Source organism: Stenotrophomonas sp. PS02298 (assembly GCF_029959445.1).
Classification (GTDB): Bacteria; Pseudomonadota; Gammaproteobacteria; order Xanthomonadales; family Xanthomonadaceae; genus Stenotrophomonas.
In genome coordinates, this window is record NZ_JASCOR010000068.1 from 1 (window position 1) to 22772 (window position 22772).

A 22772-nucleotide genomic window follows, 5' to 3' on the forward strand; every position below is an offset into this window, starting at 1 on the left:
TTGCCGACCACGCCCACGACGCCGCCACGCAGGCGCGCGAGAAACCAGACGCCGCCAAGCATTGATAGACTCGCCACGCAGCTGTCATGTCGATGACAGCTGCGTGGCGCTCGCGCAGGATGCGTGATGTCACGGGGCCGGATGCACACCATCCGGGTTGGCATGTGATCACGCGCGCGTGGGCAGCACGTGCGTATCACCTTGAACATGCAGTCAAGGACCGGATGCGGAAACACACGGGCAGTAAATTCGCGCTGATATTCTCGGCGCTGGTGTTCGTTGCCATTGGCGTCGGTGTATTCGTCGGTGCGCGCAGGTTCATCGCCGACGCACAACTCGTCGCCCACACCCACGAAGTCATCAGCCAGATCGATGAGATCCAGTCCATGGTGCTGGATGCAGAATCGGCCGAGCGCGGCTACCTGCTGACCGGCAGCCAGGCCTATCTGCTTGACTACCAGGTGAGCGTGGAACGACTTCCGCTGCTGCTGAGCAGTTTGTCCAGGTCGATCCCCGACAATCCCGATCAGGCGCGCAATGCGCTCATGCTCAACGAGCTGGTAAACCAGCGCCTGCAGCAGATCCAGCACGTCGTCGATATCTATGACGGCCAAGGTCTGGACGCCGCACGCGCGGCGATCAACCAGAGTGCATTCCGCACCACCAGCGCCATCCGCCAGCAGGTGCGGACCATGGTCGAGGAGGAACACGAGCTATTGGTGGACCGTGCCGCCAGCTCGCGCCGTAGCGCTGATCTGCTGCTCGGGCTCGCCTTTGCCGGCATCCCCTTCGGCCTAGCCGTGGTCGGATCGGTGTACGGCATCCTGCTGTCCGAACTGCGCCGCCGCAGCCGCGCCGAAAAGCGTGCAGCCAGCGCCAGCCAGCAACTGGCGGGCAACCTGGAACAGATCGAACGTTCCAGTGCCGACCTGCAGACCCTGGGCCGCTATACCGGCCTGCTGCAGAGCTGTGCCAACCCCGAAGAAGCACTGGAAATCAGCGCGCGCACGCTGGAAGCGCTGATGCCCAATGTCGCCGGTTCGGTCTATCTGCTGCGCGCCTCCAATGACCGTGTCGAGAACATCGTCAGCTGGGGCACACCCCTGGTGGAAACCAGCGCCTTCCTGCCGCCCAGTGATTGCTGGGCGATCCGGCGTGGGCAACCGCATGTCATCGATGACCTGCTGCGCGATGCCAGTTGCCCGCATATCAGCCGACCCGAGCCCGGCCAAAGTGTCGCCACCGCCTGCATCCCGATGTCGGCACAAGGCGTACAGATTGGTTTTCTATTCCTTTCTGGTGCTGGCCCCGGCCCGCTACCGCGCCTGAACATCGCCGAATCAGCGGTGGAGCAGCTGTCGCTTGCGCTGAGCAACCTGCGCCTGCGCGAGTCGCTGCGCCTGCAGTCGATCCGCGATCCACTCACCGGGCTGTACAACCGGCGCTATCTGGAAGAATCACTGACCCGCGAGATCGCACGCTGCGGTCGCCGCGACTTCCCGCTGTCGGTGATCATGCTGGATGTGGATCACTTCAAGCAGTTCAACGACACCCACGGCCACGGCGGCGGCGATGCCTTGCTGGCAGCCATCGGCCAACTGTTGGTCTCGCGCCTGCGCGGCGAAGACATCGCCTGCCGCTATGGCGGCGAAGAGTTCACCGTGATCCTGCCCGAGTCGGACAGCAGCAATGCGCTGCGCCAGGCCGAGGAACTGCGTCTTGCGCTGTCGCAGATGAGCGTGCCGTTCTCCGGCAAGACGTTGCCACCGATCACCATCTCACTGGGCGTGGCCACGTATCCGGTCGATGGCGTGGCTGGCCTCACTCTCCTGCGCAAGGCCGATGCCGCGCTGTACCGTGCCAAGCGCAGCGGCCGCAACCAGGTGCTGCGCTTCGACCCGGCAATGGATGGCGCCGGCTGATCAGGCCTGCGGCAAGGCGCGCTGCAGGACGTCCGCAAACGGCGTTGCGGCCTGCAGCACGCCGTAGACACCGGCCGCGCGCGGCAGGCGTGATTGCGCGTACAGCGCCGCCAGCGGGCTGTCCGCGCGCAGCAACGCGGCTGCCTGCAGCAATACCGCGATATCACTGACCAGCGCGCGCGCATCTGCCTGGGTCAGTTCGGCGTCCTGCAGTTGGCGCAAGGCAACCTCAAGCGCGCGGTCATAGTCATCATTGCGACCGGCAACCTGTTGCAGCTCTGCCCGCAGGGCCACGCGTGTTTCCGGCTCACGCTGCAAGGCACGCAGCACATCCAGGCACTGCACGTTGCCGCTGCCTTCCCAGATCGAGTTCAGCGGCGCCTGCCGGTACAACCGCGGCAACATCGACTCTTCCACATAGCCGGCACCGCCAAGGCATTCCTGCGCCTCGTTGACGAAGCCTGGTGCGCGCTTGCATATCCAGAATTTGCCGATCGCCGTGCCGATCCGCGCGAAGGCGGCTTCATGTGCGTCCTGCGGCGCGCCATCGACGGCGCGCGCCACGCGCATCGCCAAGGTGGTCGCAGCCTCCGATTCGATTGCAAGATCGCTCAGCACATTCGCCATCAACGGATGCTCCACCAAAAGCTTGCCGAAGCTGCGCCGGTGCCGCGCATGATGCAGCGCCTGCACCAAGGCCATGCGCATCTGCGCGGCCGAGCCCAGCATGCAATCCAGCCGGGTCAGCATCACCATCTCGATGATGGTGGCCACGCCGCGTCCTTCTTCGCCAACACGCCGCGCCCAGGCGCCGCAGAACTCCACCTCGCTGGAGGCATTGGCCCAGTCGCCGAGCTTGTCCTTCAGGCGCATCAGATGGAAGTTGTTGCGCCGCCCGCAGGCCAGTCGGCGTGGCATCAGGAAACAGCTCAGTCCACCCGGTGCCTGCGCCAGCACCAGCCAGCCATCGGACATCGGCGCGGAGAAGAACCACTTGTGCCCGACCAGGCTGTATTCGCCCTCGCCTGCCAACGGCGTTGCCAGGGTGGTATTGCTGCGTACATCGGAGCCGCCCTGCTTCTCGGTCATGCCCATGCCGACGGTGATGCCGGGCTTGTCGCCAATAGGCAGATCGCGGGCATCGTAGAAAGGTGCTGCCGCCTTGTCGGCCCATTCCACCAGTGCAGGCTCCTGCCGCAACACCGGCACGGCGGCGTGGGTCATGGTCAACGGGCAACTGGTACCCGCTTCGGCCTGATGGTGCAGATAGCTCAAGGCCGCACGCGCGACATGCGCGCCGGGCTGCGCCGAGCGCCATGACAGCCCGGCAACGCCGCGGGTCTTCGCCGTGGCCATCAAGCGGTGATACGCCGGATGGAAATCGACGGTATCGATCCGGTTGCCCTGCGCGTCATGCGTGCGCAGCAGCGGCCGCTGGCGGTTAGCATCGAAGCCGATCCGGTACAGCTCGCCACCGGCCAGCAGGCCGTAGTGCTGCACTGCCCCCGCGAAGGCTTGCGCACCCTCGCGCTGCAGGCTCTGCTGCAAGGCCAGATCGTCGTGCCACAGGTCACGTTCGGCAAACGGCGGCGGCTGGTTGTCGACGACGTGGGTTTCAAACGGCGGCGGCGGCAGCATGGCGGCGACTCGTGGAGGACCGTCCTTGATTCTGCCGCAAGCGCCCGCCGTCCGCCCGTTGCTCAGCGTTTCTGCGCGACCTCGGCCAGCGCAGCGATGAATTCATCCTGCAGTGCGAGCTTGCCGAACAGGCCATGCTGGGTGCCACTCAGCACCCGCAGCATATGGCCACGACCGCCAGGCATGCGCCCCATCGGCTTGAACAGCAGGTCGCGGCCATTGGCGATCCAATCGTGATCGGATTGGAAGATCGGTGTCAGCCAGCGGCTCCAGAACTGATACAGCCACACATGCGCCTTGCGCTGGTGCTGGTAACGCGCCAATGCGGCATCAATGTTCTGCTCCGCGCGCAAGGCATCGCGCAGCGCCATCGCATCCATCAATGCCATGTTGACGCCCTGCCCCAGCTGCGGGCTCATCGAGTGCGCCGCGTCACCTGCCAATACCAGGCGGCCGCGGTACCAGCGCTGCATCACCGCATCGCGGTAGCTTGCGCGGGCCAGCTGCGCCTGCACGCTGACCCCGGCCAGGCGCTCGCGCGCTTCCGGCCACAGCGTGGCGATCTCATCCAGCCACGGTTCCAGCCCATCGCGCTCCCAGGCCTGGAAACCGTCGCGCGGCAGGCTCCAGAAGAAGCTCAGGCGCTGTTCGTTGTCGCCCGGTCGTGTGCCCACCGGCAGCAGGCCGATCATCTTGCGTGCGGCCACGTAGCGCTGGCGCAGCTCATCGCCATGCTGCCAATCACCACGCGGCAACAGGCACCACAGCGCGCCCCAGGGGTAAACGCGATCCAGCTTGGTGCCCTGCACCTGCGCGCGCAGGCCGGAGCCAGAACCGTCGGTGGCGACCACCAGGTCGAACGGACCGTGCCAACGCCCGTGCTGGTCCTGTACGCGCTGCAGGGATTCATCGATGGCGCTGATATGGCTGTCCACATGCAGCGACGGGCCGGCATCCCAGGCCACATCCAGCAACGAGAACAGCGCCCCGCGCTGCATGCCCACGCCGCACAGGCGCGCGTCCAGCCCGGCGTAAGTCATATCCATCACCGCGCGTCCACACGGGGTCTCGCCGTACAGGCGGCGCACCACCGCGCCGTGCTCCAGCACCTGCGGCATCAACTGCATCTGCCACAGCGCCTGCAGGCCACTGGGCTGCAGCAGGAAACCCGCACCTACCGGCCCAGGGGTCGCCGCCTGCTCGAAAACCTGCACCCGGTGCCCGTCGCGCGACAGCAGCACCGCCAGTGCCTGACCGGCCGTGCCATAGCCGACGATGGCGATATCCAGTGTCTTGCTCATTGCAGTCCCTCCCTGGGCCGACTGCCATTGCTAAAAAAAAACCCCGCCGAAGCGGGGTTCTTCCGCACAACCGGGTGGATCACTCGGCCGGCGTGATGTTCGAAGCCTGGGCACCCTTCGGGCCCTGGGTCACGTCATAGCTGACGCGCTGGCCTTCCTGCAGGCTGCGGAAGCCCTTGGAATTGATCGCGGAGAAGTGCGCGAAGACATCGGCGCTGCCGTCCTCCGGTGAGATGAAGCCAAATCCCTTGGCGTCGTTGAACCACTTGACGGTACCGTTCGGCATGGTGATGCGAGACCTTGTTCGATGAATGGATTGATGCACGCTGAATGAGGCGTACTGGCGGAGTATGCAAACCTTAAGCCGGGATGACAATCACCCCCGGGCCAATTCACCCACCAAAGTCGGCAAACCGGACGAAGCTGCCTCCACATTGGCCAAAACCTCGGCCATGGTGATCTCCTCGGCATCGCCGCAGCCAGCGGCCCAGTTGGCGACGATCGCCAGACAGGCGTACTCCAGCCCCAATTCGCGCGCCAGCCCGGCTTCGGGCATGCCGGTCATGCCGACCAGATCGCAGCCATCACGGCGCATCCGCGCGATTTCCGCATTGGTCTCCAGGCGCGGGCCCTGGGTGGCGCCGTAACAGCCGCCGTCCTGGATGGCCACGCCCTTGGCCTTGGCCGCCGCCAGCACTTTGGCACGGAACGACGGCGTGTAGGGGTGGCCAAAGTCCACATGCAGGACCTCGCTGCCCTCCTCCTCGCTGAGGGTGGAAATCCGACCCCAGGTGTAGTCGATAAGCTGGTCCGGACAGGCCAGTACGCGCGGACCGAAGTCGTCGCCAATTCCGCCCACCGTGTTCAAGGCCAGCACCCGGCTTGCGCCCAGCTGCTTGAGCGCGGCCAGGTTGGCGCGGTAGTTGATCTTGTGCGGCGGAATCGAATGGCCTTCGCCATGCCGGGCAAGGAACGCCACGCGCTGGCCGTTCAACAGGCCAACCCGGACCGGGCCCGAGGGGGCACCGTAGACGGTTTCCACTTCATGGGTCTGGACATCGTCCAGCGCGGCCAGCTTGTACACGCCGGTGCCGCCAATAACGGCCAGGGCGATAGGTTCCATGCTCATTCCTGATGTTCTCGTTGGGCACGCGCAAGCCACGCCCTTGGCGTGGCCCAGCCGCGATCAGACCGAAAGCCGATGGCAAGCATCGGCCACCGGTATTACTGCTTCATTGCGTAGATGGCCGGCAGCGAACGCAGCGATTCGTTGACGTCCATGCCGAAGCCGAACACGAAGCGGTCCGGCAGTTCGATACCGGCGTAGTCAGCCTTGACGCCCGGCAGGCAACGGTCGTGCTTCTTCACGGTCAGCACGGCAATGCGCACGTCGGTCGCGCCCTGCTCCAGGCACCATTCGCGCACACCCTGCAGGGTGAAGCCTTCGTCCAGGATGTCGTCGACCAGGATCACCCGGCGGCCGAACAGGGCCGACACCGGGCGGTGCTTCCAGACCAGCTCGCCGCCGGTCTCGCCGTGGTAGCGCGAGGCCTGCATGTAGTCGAACTGCGCGTCCTGACCGCGTGCGCCGAGCTCCAATGCCAACTGGCCGGCGAACGGCAGCGCACCGTTCATGATCGAGATGAACACCGGCACTTCGCCCTTGTAGTCACGCGCGATGGCGTCGGCGATGCCGGCGATGGCGGTGTCGATGGTGGGACGGTCGACCAGCAGGTCGGCCTGGGCCACGGCTTGTTCAAGAGTGAGTTTGGACATCAGGCGGTTCTTCCAAGGTTTTCAAACAGATGATTACGGGTATCGGCGTGGCGGGCGTCGGCCAGCAGGCCGCCCCAGCCCATCGCCCCGCGGCCGATCAGGCTCAACAGGGCGGCGGTATTCAAGCTGCGGCCGGTCACGGCCAGCAGTGATTCTTCGACCAGCTCCGGGTGGCAGACCAGCACCACGTCGCAGCCGGCATCCAGGTGCGCATCAACGCGGGCCTTGACCCCACCGGCGGCGAACGAGGCCGCCATGCCGATGTCGTCGGAGAACACCACGCCACGGAAGCCCATCTGCTCACGCAGGATCTGGTTGATCCAGCGCGGCGAGTAGCCTGCCGGCTCCGGCGCCACCTGCGGGTAGATGACGTGCGCCATCATCACTGCGTCGGCCCCAGCGGCAATGCCGGCCCGGAACGGTATCAGGTCGTGGGCTTCAATTTCGGCCAGGGGCCGCGGGTCCACCGCGGTGTCCACATGGGTGTCCTCACGGACCGTGCCATGGCCGGGGAAATGCTTGAGCGTGGCGGCCATGCCGGCCGAGTGCATGCCACGCACATAGGCAGCGGTCAGGGTGGCAACGACCTGCGGGTCCTCGCCAAAGGCACGGTTGCCGATGGCCAGGTTGCCATGGCCAACGTCCACCACCGGCGCGAAGCTCAGGTCCAGGCCACTGGCGCGGATTTCACTGGCCATCAGCCAGGCGTGCTGCTCGGCCAGCGCCAGGGCAGCTTCCGGATCGGTCGCATAGAGCTTGCCGAAGCCTTCCAGCGGCGGCAGATCGGCATAGCCCTCGCGGAAGCGCTGCACGCGCCCGCCTTCCTGGTCCACGCTGATCAGCAGCGGACGTGCGGTGGCAGCGCGGATCGCCGCGGTCAGCTCGACCACCTGCGTCCGCGAGGCGAAGTTGCGCTTGAACAGCACCACCCCGACCACGGCGTCGTGCTGCAACCAGTCACGCTCCTGGGCAGTCAGTTCGGTGCCGGCAACGCCGATCAAAAGCATGCAAGGACTCCAATCCACCGCAGACTGCGGCGTAGCGGAATATTGTCGCAGATGGCGCCCGCCGCGTCAGAGGCCGCGTTCAGACGCTGCAACCGTCCGGGCCGCAGGCCTGTTCATCCTGGCTGGCGGCCGCCGACGGCGCCTGTTCGGCGGCGATCTTGCGCAGCACGTCGGCAAACACTTCTGCCGGCTGTCCGCCCTGCACTGCGTACTGGCCATTGATGACGAAGGTCGGCACCGACTGGATACCCAACGCCTGGGCCTGGCCAATACCAGCCTGGACCTGGGCCAGACCCTCGTCGGACGCCAGCATCGCCTGCACACGCTCAGCCGGGATGTCGCCCGCCGCGGCGGCAGCAATCAGCACCTGCGGATCGGCCAGGTTGCGGCCTTCGGCGAAGTGCGCACGGAACAGCGCCTCACCCACCTGTTCCTGCACCCCGTACTGTCCGGCCAGCCACATCAGCCGGTGCGCCAGCACGGTGCTGACCTTGACCTGACCCTTGCCGAAATCCATCGGCAGGCCTTCGGCCTGGGCGGTGCCCTGGGTTTGCGCCAGCATCTGCCGGGTACGTTCGGCGCCGCCAAACTTGGCCGCGTAGGCTTCCAGCAGCGGCACCGGAGTGGTGTCTGCGTCAGGATCAAGCAGGAACGGATGCCAGCGCACCTCGATATCGGGCACGTCGGCGCCCAGCAGCTCAAGGCCGCGCTGGAAGCGGTGCTTGCCGATCCAGCACCAGGGGCAGACCACGTCGGACCAGATATCGATGCGCATGCGGGTTCCTAATATCAAAGTAGTGCCAAGCCATGCTCGGCTGAAGCTTTGCCGGTAGTGCCTCTGCCGAGCATGGCTCGGCACTACAGGGTTTGCTTGTGAAGGCCCTGCCGAGCATGGCTCGGCACTACAGGCACTTCACCATTGGGTGTACGGCCTGGATGCCAAGGCCAGATTGTAATAACGCAATTCGTCAGTGACTTCGGCACCGGCCCAGTCGGGCCTGGCGAACACCTGGTCGGCGCTCTCCAGTTCCACTTCGGCCACTACCAGTCCGGCATTGTCACCGAGGAATTCGTCCACTTCCCACAGCAGGCCGTCGTGCTGGACCAGATATCGGCGTTTGTCGATCAGGCCACCGACGCACAACGCCAGCAGCTCACGCGCCTCGTTCACCGGCACCGGGTACTCGAACTCCTGGCGGGTGTGGCCGAGCTCGCGTGACTTGATGTTCAGGTAGGCCTCGTCGCCCTGGATGCGGACACGCACCGAAGCCTTCTGCGCACCGCTCTCCATCGCCGCCGTATCGTTGATATAGCCCTGCGCCATCGGGATGACGGCGTGCGCGACGGCCCGCCAGTCATCGCTGGTGACGAGGAACTTGCGTTCGATCTCGATACCCACCGCTTACCTCTTCTCGAAGACGGCAATGCTTTCCACGTGCGCGGTATGCGGGAACATGTCCATCGCGCCAGCCGATACCAGGGTGAAGCCGCGCTCGTTGACCAGGTAACCAGCGTCGCGCGCCAGCGAACCCGGATGGCAGCTGACGTAGACGATGCGTTTGAACTGGTCCAGCGGCAACTGCTTGAGCACATCGATCGCACCCGAACGCGGCGGGTCGAGCAGCAACTTGTCAAAGCCCTGCTTCATCCACGGCGCTTCGCTTTGATCCAGGGTCAGATCGGCGGCATGGAACTCGGCGTTGGCCAGGCCGTTGCGCTCGGCGTTTTCCTTGGCGCGCGCGACCAGCCCGGCCTCGCCTTCCACGCCGACCACTTCGCGCACGCTGCGCGCCAGCGGCAGGGTGAAGTTGCCCAGGCCACAGAACAGGTCGAGCACGCGCTCGTCCGGTTGTGCATCCAGCAAGGTCAGCGCATGCGCGATCATCTGCTGGTTGAGCTTGGCGTTGACCTGGATGAAATCCAGCGGACGGAACGCCAGGTCCACATCCCACTGCGGCAGCGCGAAGGACAGCGCCACGCCCTCGGCCGGCCACAACGGGGCCACGGTGTGCAGGCCACCAGACTGCAGGTAGATCGCGAAGCCGTGCTCCTGGCCGAATGCGATCCATGCCTGCTTGTCGGCATCACTCAGCGGCTGCAGGTGGCGCACGGTCAGGGCGATCGCGGCGTCGCCGGCGATGAATTCGATCTGCGGGATGTCGCGCTTGCCATCCAGTGTTTCGATGAAGGCGGACAGCGCGCCGACCTTGCTGCCGATCTCCGGGATCACCGTCAGGCACTGCGACAGATCGGCGACGAAGCGCGGATCCAGTTCGCGAAAGCCAACCAGCGTCTTGTCCTTCTTCTCGACGCGGCGCACCGAGAAGCGCCCCTTGCGGCGGTAGCCCCAGCTGTCACCCGCCAGCGCCGGCAACACCTCGCCCGGGCTGACGTGGCCGATGCGGGTCAGGTTGTCGGTCAGCACCTGCTGCTTGGCGACAATCTGCCGCGACTCTTCCAGGTGCTGCAGTACGCAGCCTGCGCACACCCCGAAATGCGGACAGCGCGGTTCGACGCGATGCGGCGAGGCCTTCAGCACTTCGACCGTCTTGGCCTCATCGAAATGACGGCTCTTGCCGGTCTGCTCGGCCATCACCGTTTCCTGCGGCAGCGCGCCGCTGATGAAGGTGACCTTGCCACCCTCACCTTCACGGCGTGCAACGCCACGGCCGTCGTGGCTCAGGTCGAGGATGTCGGTCTGGAACGGGGTCTTGTCTATGCGGGGGGATCTGGATCGGGCCACGTGGCAACAGGCTGCGGGCAAAAGGGCGGCCATTGTCGCAGATGCTTAACGTGAACACCCCGATGACTTGCAGATCACGGTGCCATCGCTAATATGCGGGCAGTAGCTGACATGGAGGCAGCAGATGAATACGCATCACCAAGGAAACCCGCCGCGTCTGTTGCTGGTCGAGGACGACATGACCAGCCAGGGCTTCTTCCAGTTTGTGCTGGAATCGCTACCGGCCAAGGTTGATATCGCTGATTCGTGCGCCAGCGCGTTGCGTTGGGCACAGAGCGTCAGTTATGACCTGTGGCTACTCGATGTGAACCTGCCTGACGGCAATGGCGCCGGTCTTCTGCGCAGTCTGCGTGAACGCCACCCGCACACCGTTGCACTGGCGCATACCGCAGATACCAGTCAGGAAATGCAGATGACGCTGCAACAGGCCGGCTTTCAGGAAACCCTGGTCAAGCCGATCAGTCGCGATGCGCTGCTCAAGAGCGTGCGCCGTGCGCTGACCAGGTCCACTGCAAAGGCTGACGGCGCCGTTGCCGAAGCTGCGCTGGATTGGGACGAATCAGCCGCGATGAACGCGCTGAACGGGCAACAGGCGCACGTGCGTGCACTGCGCGAATTGTTCCTGTCGGAGTTGCCAGGCACCCGCGACGCGGTCAGTCATGCACTTGAAAAGCATGACGACAAAGCCCTGCATGCACAGCTGCACAAGCTGCAGGCCAGCTGTGGTTTTGTTGGCGCCTCGCGCCTGGCATTTGCAGTGCGCCAGCTGAATCACGACCCCGCATCGATGCAGGCACGGCAACAATTCGGCAACGCTGTCAGCGCCTTGCTGCGCTGATCGGATGGTGTGCCGAGCCATGCTCGGCACTACGTTTGTGGACGGGGTAGTTCACCCAGCATTTCCCAGGATTTGAGCCCGCGACCGCCAAGGTGGTGCAGCAGTACTGCACGCATCTGCAGGCGCAGACTGGCAACATCGCTGCTGTCGGGCTGTTGATCCTCGGCCAATGCCAGCAACGCACTACCGGTCGCCAACGCTCGGCGTTCGTTGTTGCGTTCACTGAGCAGCCGCAGCGGGCCCTGCAACGGATCCAACCGATAGCGCGCCGCCGGATCGATGGGCTCACCGTCGGCGCCACAACTCCAGTCGAAGCCAAAGCCCAATGCGTCAAGCAGATCACGTTCGAAGCGACGCAGTGACCACGCCAGCGTGTCCGGCTGATCCAGCTGCCCGCGCAGCTCACCGTAAGCCACATACAGCTCGGGCAAGGGATCCTGCCGCGGTGTCAGCCGCATCACCAGTTCGTTGATATAGAACCCCGCAAGCATGGCGTGGCCATGCAGGCGCGGCGCCACATCCTGGCTTTCGGCCCGGCGCAGCTGCGCCAGCTCACCAGTCTGCTGTGCGTCAAAACGGATTGCCTGCAACGGCTGCAGGGCCGCGCGCAGTGCCTGCTTCTTTGGCCCCTGCACACCCCGCGCAAGAAGGCCCAGGCGGCCATGCTCCACGCTCAGCACCTCGACCAGCAGGCTGGTCTCGCGCCAAGGCCGGGCATGCAGCACGTAAGCGGGCTGGTCGTCGATGCGCATCTCAAGACTGGGAGTCGGGAATGGAGAATCGGAGTCGGAACAGCCCGCGACCGTAATCCAGTCGGCCTTCGTCAGGCTCCCTGGCGGCCGGCTATCGCTACGACCTATCGTCGTCGCAGCATCGGTATTCATCACACAACCTGACCTGCCACGCGGCCAGAAAACAGCCGAAAACCGCATATCGCGGCAGAATCAGGCAGTTTCCATTGCCGATTCCCCACTCCCGATTCCCGGCTGAAAAGCTTACTGCTCGCCGTAACCGAAGGCCTTCAGCGCGGCCTCGTCGTCAGACCAGCCTTCGCGTACGCGCACCCAGGTTTCCAGGAACACCTTGGCACCGAACAGACGCTCCATCTGCAGGCGCGCCTTGGCGCCGATTTCCTTCAGGCGGGTGCCGCCCTTGCCGATGACAATCGCCTTCTGGCCTTCGCGCTCGACCCAGATCACCGCGCCGATGCGCAGCAATGCGCCATCTTCGGCGAAGCGCTCGATTTCCACGGTAGTAGCGTACGGCAGCTCTTCACCAAGCTGGCGCATCAGCTGCTCGCGGACCAGCTCGCCGGCGAGGAAGCGCTGGCTGCGGTCGGTGATTTCATCTTCGCCGAACATCGGCGGGCCTTCCGGCACCAGCCCGATCAGGTCACGCACCAGCGCGTCCAGACCATTGCGCTTCAGCGCCGAGATCGGATGCACGGCGGCGAATTCGCGGCCGACGGTGATCTCCTGCAGGAACGGCAGCAGCGCGCCCTTGTCCTTCAGGCGATCAACCTTGTTGACGATCAGCACCACCGGCACGCCTGCATCGCTAAGCACGTTGAACGCGAGGGTGTCTTCTTCGTCCCAGCGACCGGCTTCGATCACCAGCAAGCCAACGTCCACGCCTTCCAGCGAGGCACGCGCGGCGCGGTTCATCACCCGGTTCATCGCGCGCTTCTGCTGGCGATGCAGTCCAGGGGTATCGACCAGCACCAGCTGCCCTTCCGGGTAGGTGGCGATACCGAGCAGACGGTGGCGGGTGGTCTGCGGACGGTTGGAGACGATGCTGACCTTGGCGCCGACCAGGGCGTTGGTCAGGGTCGACTTGCCAACGTTGGGGCGGCCAATGACCGCGACGCTGCCACAGCGATGAGAGGAGGTGTCGTTCACTTGGAATCCAATTGCTCTATTGCGGCGGCTGCCGCCTGTTGTTCGGCCAGCCGTCGCGAAGTGCCTTCGCCTTCGGTACTTACGGCGGGGTCAGCCACGCAACAGCGCACACGGAAGTGCTTGGCGTGGTCGTCGCCGGTCTCCGATACCAGCTCGTATACCGGCAGGGTCTTCTGCCGGGCCTGCAACCATTCCTGCAGGCGTGTCTTGGGGTCTTTCTCGGGCTTGCCTGCCGGCACCGCCGACAGCGAGGCCTCGAACCACGGCATTATCCGCTCGCGGCAGGCTTCGAAACCGGCGTCCAGATAAATGGCAGCAACCACGGCCTCGAAGGTGTCGGCGAGGATGGAGTCGCGGCGGTGGCCGCCCGACTTCATCTCGCCCGGGCCCAGCGTCAGCCGGTCGCCCAGCTGCAGCGCACGTGCGATCACCGCCAGCGCGCTTTCACAGACCAGCGCCGAGCGGGCGCGGGTCAGCGCGCCCTCGTCCGCCTTGGGCCAACGGGTGAACAATGCCTCGGCAATCAGCATGTTGACGATGCTGTCGCCCAGGAACTCCAGGCGCTCGTTATGCGGAGCGCCGGCACTACGATGGGTCAGGGCCTGCTTCAGCAGACCCTGGTCCTTGAATGGATGACCGATCAGGTCACCCCGTTGGAACGTTTTATTGAGCACTGCCTGAGGTGAAATCCTGGGAATTTGTGAAATTGCCTACGATGTCCAGATTGCCGATCAGCGGCTTGCGCACCTCATAGGTCACGTTCATCCGCCAGCCACCGTCGGTGCGCTCGAACTTGATGTTGTCGCGCTTGACCGTGTCGGAGTAATTCATATCCATGCGCTTGAAAAAAGCCTGGGTCGCATTCGAAGGATTGAACTCTCCGGTTGACTCGTTGGCCATCGATTTCATCGCCACCTTGATCGAATAAAACTCCTGGTACATCGGGAACAGCTTCATGACGATGTAAAGCCCGAAGCCCACCACCGCCAACACCATCAGGAACGAGGTCAGCGTCATACCTGCTTGCTTGTGCTTCATTGCGATCTCCCCAGAAACGCGTTGTCCACTCACTGAATGCCCGCCCCGATACGCGACGGCTCGAAACTACCCTTGCAGAACCAGCCTTCACAGTTCAGCCAGATCAGGAACGCCTTGCCCCGCAGATTCTCTTCCGGCAGGAAGTGGGTCTGGGTCCAGAAGCGACTGTCCTCGCTGTTGTCGCGATTGTCACCCATCACGAAGTACTGGCCTTCCGGCACCACCCAGTCACCCTGGCCCCGCGGGTCGGCACGGCCCAGCAGCTCCAGCACGGTGTGGCTGCGACCCGGCAGCTGTTCGGTCAGCAGCGAGGCACCGGTCATTTCCGAACCCGGGCCCTTGCCGACATACTCGCCGCGGTCTTCGTAGACCATCGGCACGCCGTTGATCGACAAGGTGTCACCGTGGAAGCCGATGCGGTCGCCCGGCAGGCCGATCACGCGCTTGATCCAGTTCTGGTCCGGCGCATGCGGCGGCTTGAACACCACCACATCACCGCGCTTGGGCTCGGCCACCGGGATGATCTTGGTATTGGTGATCGGCAAGCGGAAGCCGTAGGAGAACTTGTTGACCAGGATGAAGTCGCCGATCAGCAGGTTGGGCATCATCGAGCTGGAGGGGATCTTGTACGGCTCGGCCACGAAGCTGCGCAGGATCAACACCACCGCCAGCACCGGGAAGAACGCGCGCGAGTAATCCACCACCGCCGGCTCTTCGCTGTCCAGCAGGCTGGCCTTCTCGGCACGGCGCTTGCGCAGGTACAACTTGTCCAGCAGCACCACCAGGCCCGAGCCCAGGGTCAGCACAACCAGGATGATTTCAAACCATTTCATTCAAGTTCCTTCGGAATGGAAACGGGGAATGGGGAGCAGGGAATCGCGCAGTCCAAAGCGTTCTCGCCCGGCCGTTACGACTCCCCATTCCCTACTCTCGATTCACTGTTACTTGTCCATCTGCAGCACAGCAAGGAAGGCTTCCTGTGGAATCTCCACGCGGCCAACCTGCTTCATGCGCTTCTTGCCTTCCTTCTGCTTCTCCAACAGCTTCTTCTTACGCGAAACGTCGCCACCATAGCACTTGGCCAGCACGTTCTTGCGCATGGCTTTGACCGTGGTACGGGCGATGATCTGCGCGCCGATCGCGGCCTGGATGGCCACGTCGAACATCTGCCGGGGAATCAGGTCCTTCATCTTCTCGCACAGCTCGCGACCACGGCGGTCGGCGTGGCTGCGGTGGGCAATCAGCGACAGGGCGTCAACCTTGTCGCCGTTGATCAGCACGTCCAGGCGCACGAACGGGCCGGCGTCGAAGCGCACGAAGTGGTATTCCAGCGAGGCGTAGCCACGGCTGACCGACTTGAGCTTGTCGAAGAAGTCCAGCACCACTTCGGCCATCGGCAGTTCATAGCTGATCTGCACCTGGCTGCCCATGTAGTTGATGCCGATCTGGCTGCCACGCTTCTCTTCGCACAGCTTGATGATGCTGCCGATGTATTCCTCGGGGGTGAGGATGTTGGCGCGGATGATCGGCTCGCGGATCTCTTCCACCTGGTTGACCGGCGGCAGCTTGGCCGGGTTGTCCATCATCACGATGGTCCCGTCGCTCTTGAGCACCTCGTAGATCACCGTCGGTGCGGTGCTGATCAGGTCGAGGTTGTACTCGCGCTCCAGGCGCTCCTGCACGATTTCCATGTGCAACATGCCGAGGAAGCCGCAGCGGAAGCCGAAGCCCATCGCTTCGGAGCTTTCCGGTTCGAAGCGCAGCGCAGCGTCGTTCAGGCGCAGCTTGTCGAGGGCTTCTCGCAGGTCCGGGTAGTCCTCGGCATCGACCGGGAACAGGCCGGCGAACACGCGCGGCTGCATTTCCTGGAAACCGGGCAGCGGCTCGGACGCTGGATCGGCCTGCAGGGTCAGGGTGTCGCCAACCGGCGCGCCGTGTACGTCCTTGATGCTGGCGTTGATCCAGCCCACTTCACCGGCACGCAGCGCAGGCATTTCCTTACGCTTGGGGGTGAAGACGCCGACCTTGTCGACCAGATGCCAACGGCCGGTGGACATGACCTGGATCTTGTCGCCGGCCTTGATCTGGCCCTGCATGACGCGCACCAGCGAGACCACGCCCAGGTAATTGTCGAACCAGGAATCGATGATCAGCGCCTGCAGCTTGTCGCTGCCACGGTCGGCCGGCGGCGGGATGCGGTGCACGATGGCCTCCAGCACCTCTTCCATGTTCAGGCCGGTCTTGGCGCTGACGGCAACCGCATCGGAGGCATCGATACCGATCACCGCTTCGATCTCGGCCTTGGCGCGGTCGATGTCGGCGGTGGGCAGGTCGATCTTGTTCAGCACCGGCACCACTTCCAGGCCCTGTTCGATGGCCGTGTAGCAGTTGGCAACCGACTGCGCTTCCACGCCCTGGGCCGCATCGACCACCAGCAGCGCGCCTTCGCAGGCGGCCAGCGAGCGGCTGACTTCATAGGAGAAGTCGACGTGGCCGGGGGTATCGATGAAGTTCAGGAAGTAGGTCTGGCCGTTGCGGGCCGTATACGGCACCGACACCGACTGCGACTTGATCGTGATGCCACGCTCGCGCTCGATCGGGTTGTTGTCCAGGACCTGCGCTTCCATTTCGCGCGCGGTCAAGCCGCCACACAACTGGATGATGCGGTCGGCCAGGGTGGACTTACCGTGGTCAACGTGGGCAATGATGGAGAAGTTGCGGATCATCCGCATCGAATCATGTGACATAGGTGGCGGCGGCGGCGCTGCGTCGTCAGGATAACGGGCCATTATCGCATGCCGGAGCCAAGCCCCGCACAGGGTTTGGCCGGCAGCTGAACGAAAGGAGCCGCCCGAAGGCGGCTCCCGTTGCAATCACAAGGTCTGGCGGGCTTATTCGCCGGCACGGACCGGGACGAAGGCGCTGTTGGCGCCGGCACGGACCAGCAACATGACCACGTCACCCTTCTTGTAGCTGGCCAGCTCCCGGTTCAGGGCGGCGACGCTGCCCACCGGGGCACGCCCGACCTGCAGCACCACCATGCCCGGGGCCAGACGCGCCTCGCGGCCCGACTGGCTGTTGACGGCGGTGATGCGCACGCCCTCGCCCGACTCCAGGCCAAGCTGGCGACGCTCGGCAGCGGTCAGATCGGCCACTTCCAGCCCCAGCAGGGCATTGGCACCGGCCTGCGGTTTGGCCTCATCGCCAGTGGCGGCGGTATTACCCGGCCGCGCCGCATCCTCGGCCAGTTCGCTCAGGGTAACGGTGATATCGCGTGGCTTGCCGTCACGCAGGATGCTCATCCGCACCTTGCTGCCGGGCGGCATCGCGCCAATCATCGGCGGCAGCTCGCTGGAGGTATTGATCTCGGTGCCATTGACCGCACGGATCACGTCACCCACCTCGATACCCGCCTTGGACGCCGCGCTGTCGGGCACCATCTGGTTGACCAGCGCACCGCGGCTGTCAGGCAGCTTGAAGCCCTGCGCGATGTCGCTGGTCACCTCACCGACCATCACGCCCAACTGGCCGCGGCTGACCTTGCCGGTCTTCTTGATCTGCTCGACCGCGCTCATCGCCAGGTCGATCGGGATCGCGAAGCTGATGCCCATATAGCCGCCGGAGGCGGAGAAGATCTGCGAATTGATGCCGACGACCTCGCCGCGCGTATTCAGCAAGGGACCGCCAGAGTTGCCCTGGTTGATCGCCACGTCGGTCTGGATGAACGGCACATAGCGCTGCTCGTTACCACCGGTATTGCGGCCAAGCGCACTGACGATGCCGGCAGTAACCGAGTGATCCAGGCCGAACGGCGAGCCGATCGCCACCACCCACTGGCCCGGCTTGAGGCTGTTGGAGTCGCCAACGCGCACGGTCGGCAGGTTCTTGGCCTCGACCTTCAACAACGCCACGTCGTACTGGGCATCGCTGCCAACCACCTTGGCGGTGAACTCGCGGCGATCACTCAAGGTGATCTTGACCGACTCGGCACCATCGATGACGTGGTGGTTGGTCAGCACATAGCCGTCATTGGAGATGATGAAGCCCGAACCCATGCTGCGCCCACGCGGCCCGCTGTCCGGCCCTTGCTGGCCAGGCCCCGGCATCTGGAAATCCGGACCGAAGAAGCGGCGGAAGAACTCCGGCATCTGGTCCATGTCCGGGCCCTGCTGGGCAGCGCGCGGATTGCGGCGCGCGCCAATCACGGTATCGACCTTGACCACGCCCGGGCCAACCTGGTCGACCAACTGGGTGAAGTCAGGCAGGCCCTGCACCAGCTGCGGCGCGGGGGCGGCGCGGGTGGCGGTCGCCTGCGCGGCAGGCGCATCCGGTGCCGGGCTCTGCGCGCAGGCCACCAACGGCAGGGTCATCGCCAGCAGGCCAAACACCTTGTTTTGGATACGTGGGGTCATCAGCTTCGAGCCTCCAATTCAGTCAAAGCGGGAAAGAACAGCCAAGCCCGGTACGCCCAACCACAGCGCACAAACCTGGAATCCGGGGAAAACCGGGCGCCCTGAGGCGGGCGACCGGCAAGCAACACTCATTGACGCGGCAACAGCCTGCGCGACTCGGCATCGTCGGCACCCTGTGTCGGCATGCGCGGTTCAAACGGGTAGAACGTCGCCCCGCCCTGCTCCTGCGCAGGGAAACTGGCGTTGAGCGCCCCCTGCGACAGCGACGGCGCCACCGTCGAGCGTGGCCATGGCCGTGCATGCAGCACGCCATTGCCGGTGGCAAACGGGTCCTGGCGCAACGCCGGGGTTGCCGGCAGTACCGGCGCGGAAGCAATCGCCCGTTGCGGCTCGGCCATACGCGCGGTACCAGCCCGCGCTGCCTGCTGGGTACGGGTCGCGCTACCGCGGCGAGCGCTGGCATCCTGGCGACGGGTCACGGCTGCGGCAACCGCAGGTGCCGCCGCAACCAGACCGGCGACATTGCCGGCATCAGCTGCGGTAGGGGCCGAAGGCTGCACAGGTGCGGGAGCAACTTCCGCCGTGGTCGCGATGACCGGCGTCGGTGCATTCGTTTCAGGCAGCTGTTCGCGGGCCATGAACAAGGCCACGGCAGCCACCGAGGCAGCCAGAGCGGCACCGCCGCCCCACCGCCGCCAACCTGTCCGCGCGGCACGTTGCGGCGCACGTTGTGCTGCGGTCGCGGCCACGAGCGGCCCGTTCTGCAACGCATCCGCGTCCACGGCCTGGCGCACGCGCGCACTGAAATCGAAGGGAGCCGGTGCGCAGGCCTGGCCGCGCATCACGTCACCCACTACCTGCCAGCGCTCCTGGCAGGCTGAAAGCTCGCTGTCGTGTTCCAAGCGGCGCAGCATGAAGCGCGCCTCGTCGGCAGCCAGCTCGCCATCCACCAGCGCCGACAGCTGCTGGCGGTAGTGCAATTCGAATTTGTCCGGCGCAGCACCGGCCGACACCGGGTTACGGTCTTGCGGGTTCATACGCGACTCCGTTCACGGGTAGCGCTGGGGCTATCCAGCAAGGGACGCAGCTGTGTATCGATGGCCTCGCGGGCACGGAAGATCCGCGACCGCACCGTGCCGATCGGGCATCCCATTTTCTGCGCGATATCCTCGTAACTCATGCCTTCCACCTCTCGCAACGTAATGGCTGAGCGCAGCTCTTCGGGCAACGCATCAACCGCCTTCATCACGGTCTGTTCCAGTTCCTGGCGCATCAACTCACGCTCGGGCGTGTCGTTGTCGCGCAAGCGGACCCCACTGTCGAACTGCTCGGCGTCGCCGATCTCGATGTCGTCGGTGGGGGGGCGCCGGTTGTGTGCTGCCAGGTAGTTTTTTGCGGTATTCACTGCGATCCGATGCAACCAGGTATAGAACTGGGCGTCGCCACGGAAATTCCCGAGCGCACGGTAAGCGCGCACGAAAGTGTCCTGGGCCACGTCCTGACATTCACTCCAGTCGGCGATGTAGCGCCCGATCAACGCGATGATCCGATGCTGATACTTGCGCACCAACACATCGAACGCCGCGCTTTCGCCGCGCTGCACACGCCGGACCAGTTCCAGGTCCAGCTCCTGCGGTGTTTCAACCTCGGCCATAACGGGCCGCACTCCTGTCAGCCCAACCGACGTCGGGCAATAAGACCGCTGTTCGCGGCAAAAGTTCAGCACCCTGTCCCAGCAGCACCGCACCAGCTTTTAACTCCCGTTCGGCTAACCTCCGGGGGCGCTGACCAGATAAGCCCAACACACTTCCTGACATTGGGATTTGACGGCAGGGAAACAACCTCTGGATCATAGCGGTCTTCTCCATACACAACCGGATGGAACGTCCCATGCTCTCAGGCTTCGACGGGCTCCGCTTCAATCATTGGCAAACCGAGCTGCGCGAGGATGGCGTGGCAGTGCTCAGCCTCGACCGCAAGGACAGCCCGGTCAATGCCATGTCGCAGGACGTGCTGCTGGAACTGGGCGACATCGTCGAGCGCCTGGCCATCGACCCGCCCAAGGGCGTGGTGGTGCGCTCGACCAAGGCGGCCGGCTTCATCGCTGGCGCCGACCTGAAGGAATTCCAGGAATTCGACCGCCGCGGCACCGTCAATGACGCCATCCGCCGCGGCCAGAGCGTCTACCAGAAGCTGGCCGAACTGCCCTGCCCGACCGTCGCCGCGATCCACGGCCACTGCCTGGGCGGCGGCACCGAGCTGGCGCTGGCCTGCCGCTACCGCGTGGCGTCCAACGATCAGTCCACCCGCATCGGCCTGCCCGAGACCCAGCTGGGCATCTTCCCGGGCTGGGGTGGCAGTGCACGCCTGCCACAGCTGGTTGGTGCGCCAGCGGCGATGGACATGATGCTGACCGGCCGCACCCTGTCGGCTTCGGCCGCGCGCGCGATCGGCCTGGTCGACAAGGTCGCCGCCCCGGCGGTGCTGGTCGACGCGGCCATCGCCTTGCTGCAGACCGGCGTGACCCGCCCGTTCAAGCAGCGTGCCACTGCCTGGGCCACCAATACCTTCCTGGCCCGCAAGATCCTCGCCCCGCAGATGGCCAAGCAGGTCGCACGCAAGGCCAAGAAGGACCAGTACCCGGCGCCCTACGCGCTGATCAGCACCTGGGAGCGCACCGGCGGCAGCCCGATCCAGAAGCGCCTGGATGCCGAGCGCCGCGCCGTGGTCAAGCTGGCCAGCAGCCCGACCGCGCGCAACCTGATCCGCATCTTCTTCCTGACCGAACGGCTCAAGGGCCTGGGCGGCAAGGACTCTGGCATCAAGCACGTGCACGTGGTCGGTGCCGGCGTGATGGGCGGCGATATTGCGGCCTGGGCGGCCTACAAGGGCTTCAACGTGACCCTGCAGGACCGTGAGCAGCGCTTCATCGACCCGGCCATGGCCCGCGCGCAGGCGCTGTTCGACAAGAAGGTGCGCGATGAGAGCAAGCGCCCGGAAGTGGCCGCACGACTGAAGGCCGATCTCGCCGGTGACGGCGTTGCCGATGCCGATCTGGTGATCGAAGCCATCATCGAGAACCCGGAAGCCAAGCGTGCGCTGTACCAGACGCTGGAGCCGAAGATGAAGGCCGACGCGCTGCTGACCACCAACACCTCCTCGATCCCGCTGGTCGAGCTGCGTGATCACATCCAGCGTCCGGCACAGTTTGCCGGCCTGCACTACTTCAACCCGGTCGCGCAGATGCCGCTGGTGGAGATCATCCACCACGACGGCATGGCGCCGGAAACCGAGAAGCGCCTGGCTGCGTTCTGCAAGGCGCTGGGCAAGTTCCCGGTGCCGGTGGCCGGCACGCCCGGCTTCCTGGTCAACCGCGTGCTGTTCCCGTACATGCTGGAAGCCGCCACCGCCTATGCCGAAGGCATCCCCGGCCCGGTGATCGACAAGGCGGCGGTCAAGTTCGGCATGCCGATGGGCCCGATCGAGCTGCTGGATACGGTGGGCCTGGACGTGGCCGCAGGCGTGGGCAAGGAGTTGGCGCCCTTCCTCGGCCTGCAGATCCCGGCCGCACTGGCGACCGTCGAGCCGAACAAGCGCGGCAAGAAGGACGGCCAGGGCATCTACAAGTGGGAGAACGGTCGCGCGGTGAAGCCGGAAGTCGCCAAGGACTACCAGGCGCCGTCGGATCTGGAAGACCGCTTGATCCTGCCGCTGCTCAACGAGGCCGTGGCCTGCCTGCACGAGGGCGTGGTCGCCGATGCCGACCTGCTCGATGCCGGCGTGATCTTCGGCACCGGTTTCGCCCCGTTCCGTGGCGGCCCGATCCAGCATATCCGTACCACCGGCGTGGATGTCCTGGTCGAGAAGCTGAAGACCTTGCAGGCACGCCATGGCGATCGCTTTGCACCGCGCCAAGGCTGGGACATGCCGGAGCTGCGTGAGCCGGTGGTTTGAGCTTCTGCGGGTTGCTTGATTGAACGAAAAACGGAGCCGAAAGGCTCCGTTTTTCGTTCAATCTGTAGTGCCGAGCCATGCTCGGCAGTGGCCTTGCCGGCACGCGCCCCAGGTTGTGGGAGCGGCGTCAGCCGCGAAGCCACAGATCAATCAGATTGCAGTTGTACCGGTGATTTCAGCGATGCCAGCTTCGCGGCTGACGCCGCTCCTACAACGTCGAAAATCTACCGGTAAAGCCTCTGCCG

At 64.9% G+C, this 22772-nt stretch carries 21 protein-coding genes; 3 read left to right on the forward strand and 18 right to left on the reverse strand.

The window, feature by feature from the left end; all coding sequences use genetic code 11:
- The first annotated feature begins 224 nt into the window (after positions 1–224).
- On the forward strand, positions 225–1922 hold the full coding sequence (locus QMX78_RS11530; protein WP_282269611.1) for a diguanylate cyclase: 1698 nt from the start codon (positions 225–227) through the stop codon (positions 1920–1922).
- Here the strand turns inward: QMX78_RS11530 and QMX78_RS11535 are convergent, their stop codons facing one another.
- From QMX78_RS11535 to rlmD, 9 genes are all read right to left on the reverse strand, one after another.
- A complete protein-coding gene (locus tag QMX78_RS11535; RefSeq protein ID WP_282269612.1) occupies positions 1923–3560 on the reverse strand; it encodes an acyl-CoA dehydrogenase family protein in 1638 nt (545 codons plus the stop codon).
- 62 nt (positions 3561–3622) lie between these two features.
- Positions 3623–4861 carry an NAD(P)/FAD-dependent oxidoreductase gene (locus QMX78_RS11540; RefSeq protein WP_282269613.1) on the reverse strand — a complete coding sequence of 413 codons (1239 nt, stop codon included), beginning with the start codon at positions 4859–4861 and terminating at the stop codon, positions 3623–3625.
- A 79-nt stretch (positions 4862–4940) separates the two neighbouring features.
- Positions 4941–5147 carry a cold-shock protein gene (locus QMX78_RS11545; protein WP_057506519.1) on the reverse strand — a complete coding sequence of 69 codons (207 nt, stop codon included), beginning with the start codon at positions 5145–5147 and terminating at the stop codon, positions 4941–4943.
- 90 nt (positions 5148–5237) lie between these two features.
- On the reverse strand, positions 5238–5984 hold the full coding sequence (locus QMX78_RS11550) for an S-methyl-5'-thioinosine phosphorylase (protein ID WP_282269621.1): 747 nt from the start codon (positions 5982–5984) through the stop codon (positions 5238–5240).
- Positions 5985–6085: 101 nt separating this feature from the next.
- Positions 6086–6637 carry a hypoxanthine-guanine phosphoribosyltransferase gene (locus QMX78_RS11555; RefSeq protein ID WP_282269623.1) on the reverse strand — a complete coding sequence of 184 codons (552 nt, stop codon included), beginning with the start codon at positions 6635–6637 and terminating at the stop codon, positions 6086–6088.
- Positions 6637–7644, reverse strand: coding sequence for a beta-N-acetylhexosaminidase (gene nagZ, locus QMX78_RS11560; protein ID WP_282269625.1), 1008 nt, complete (start codon positions 7642–7644; stop codon positions 6637–6639). The genes QMX78_RS11555 and nagZ overlap by 1 nt, the downstream gene beginning before the upstream one ends.
- Positions 7645–7723: 79 nt before the next feature.
- On the reverse strand, positions 7724–8419 hold the full coding sequence (locus tag QMX78_RS11565; protein ID WP_282269627.1) for a DsbA family oxidoreductase: 696 nt from the start codon (positions 8417–8419) through the stop codon (positions 7724–7726).
- Between the two features lie 138 nt (positions 8420–8557).
- Positions 8558–9043 (reverse strand): CYTH domain-containing protein, encoded by a 486-nt coding sequence (locus QMX78_RS11570; RefSeq protein ID WP_282269629.1) that lies wholly within the window; start codon positions 9041–9043, stop codon positions 8558–8560.
- Between the two features lie 3 nt (positions 9044–9046).
- Positions 9047–10387 carry a 23S rRNA (uracil(1939)-C(5))-methyltransferase RlmD gene (gene rlmD / locus QMX78_RS11575; protein WP_282269630.1) on the reverse strand — a complete coding sequence of 447 codons (1341 nt, stop codon included), beginning with the start codon at positions 10385–10387 and terminating at the stop codon, positions 9047–9049.
- Positions 10388–10511: 124 nt separating this feature from the next.
- Between rlmD and QMX78_RS11580 the strand changes: the two genes are divergently transcribed.
- Complete coding sequence (locus QMX78_RS11580) at positions 10512–11225, forward strand: hybrid sensor histidine kinase/response regulator (RefSeq protein ID WP_282269631.1); 714 nt, start codon at positions 10512–10514, stop codon at positions 11223–11225.
- Between the two features lie 29 nt (positions 11226–11254).
- Here the strand turns inward: QMX78_RS11580 and recO are convergent, their stop codons facing one another.
- The 9 genes from recO to rpoE form a co-directional block, all read right to left on the reverse strand.
- Positions 11255–11977 carry a DNA repair protein RecO gene (gene recO, locus QMX78_RS11585; protein ID WP_282269632.1) on the reverse strand — a complete coding sequence of 241 codons (723 nt, stop codon included), beginning with the start codon at positions 11975–11977 and terminating at the stop codon, positions 11255–11257.
- Between the two features lie 243 nt (positions 11978–12220).
- On the reverse strand, positions 12221–13123 hold the full coding sequence (gene era / locus QMX78_RS11590) for a GTPase Era (protein ID WP_282269633.1): 903 nt from the start codon (positions 13121–13123) through the stop codon (positions 12221–12223).
- On the reverse strand, positions 13120–13797 hold the full coding sequence (rnc, locus tag QMX78_RS11595; RefSeq protein ID WP_282269635.1) for a ribonuclease III: 678 nt from the start codon (positions 13795–13797) through the stop codon (positions 13120–13122). The genes era and rnc overlap by 4 nt, the downstream gene beginning before the upstream one ends.
- Entirely contained in the window at positions 13787–14161 is a 375-nt protein-coding gene (locus tag QMX78_RS11600) for a DUF4845 domain-containing protein (RefSeq protein ID WP_282269637.1), read from the reverse strand. The genes rnc and QMX78_RS11600 overlap by 11 nt, the downstream gene beginning before the upstream one ends.
- A 29-nt stretch (positions 14162–14190) precedes the next feature.
- On the reverse strand, positions 14191–14994 hold the full coding sequence (gene lepB / locus QMX78_RS11605) for a signal peptidase I (RefSeq protein WP_282269639.1): 804 nt from the start codon (positions 14992–14994) through the stop codon (positions 14191–14193).
- 108 nt (positions 14995–15102) lie between these two features.
- On the reverse strand, positions 15103–16893 hold the full coding sequence (gene lepA / locus QMX78_RS11610; protein WP_282269647.1) for a translation elongation factor 4: 1791 nt from the start codon (positions 16891–16893) through the stop codon (positions 15103–15105).
- Positions 16894–17052: 159 nt separating this feature from the next.
- Entirely contained in the window at positions 17053–18573 is a 1521-nt protein-coding gene (locus QMX78_RS11615) for a DegQ family serine endoprotease (RefSeq protein ID WP_282269641.1), read from the reverse strand.
- 128 nt (positions 18574–18701) lie between these two features.
- Positions 18702–19610, reverse strand: coding sequence for a sigma-E factor negative regulatory protein (locus QMX78_RS11620; RefSeq protein WP_282269643.1), 909 nt, complete (start codon positions 19608–19610; stop codon positions 18702–18704).
- Positions 19607–20227, reverse strand: coding sequence for an RNA polymerase sigma factor RpoE (gene rpoE, locus QMX78_RS11625; RefSeq protein WP_282269645.1), 621 nt, complete (start codon positions 20225–20227; stop codon positions 19607–19609). The genes QMX78_RS11620 and rpoE overlap by 4 nt, the downstream gene beginning before the upstream one ends.
- A 236-nt stretch (positions 20228–20463) precedes the next feature.
- Here rpoE and QMX78_RS11630 point away from each other — a divergent pair, with 236 nt between their 5' ends.
- Positions 20464–22527, forward strand: coding sequence for a 3-hydroxyacyl-CoA dehydrogenase NAD-binding domain-containing protein (locus QMX78_RS11630; protein ID WP_282269646.1), 2064 nt, complete (start codon positions 20464–20466; stop codon positions 22525–22527).
- Positions 22528–22772: the final 245 nt, after the last annotated feature.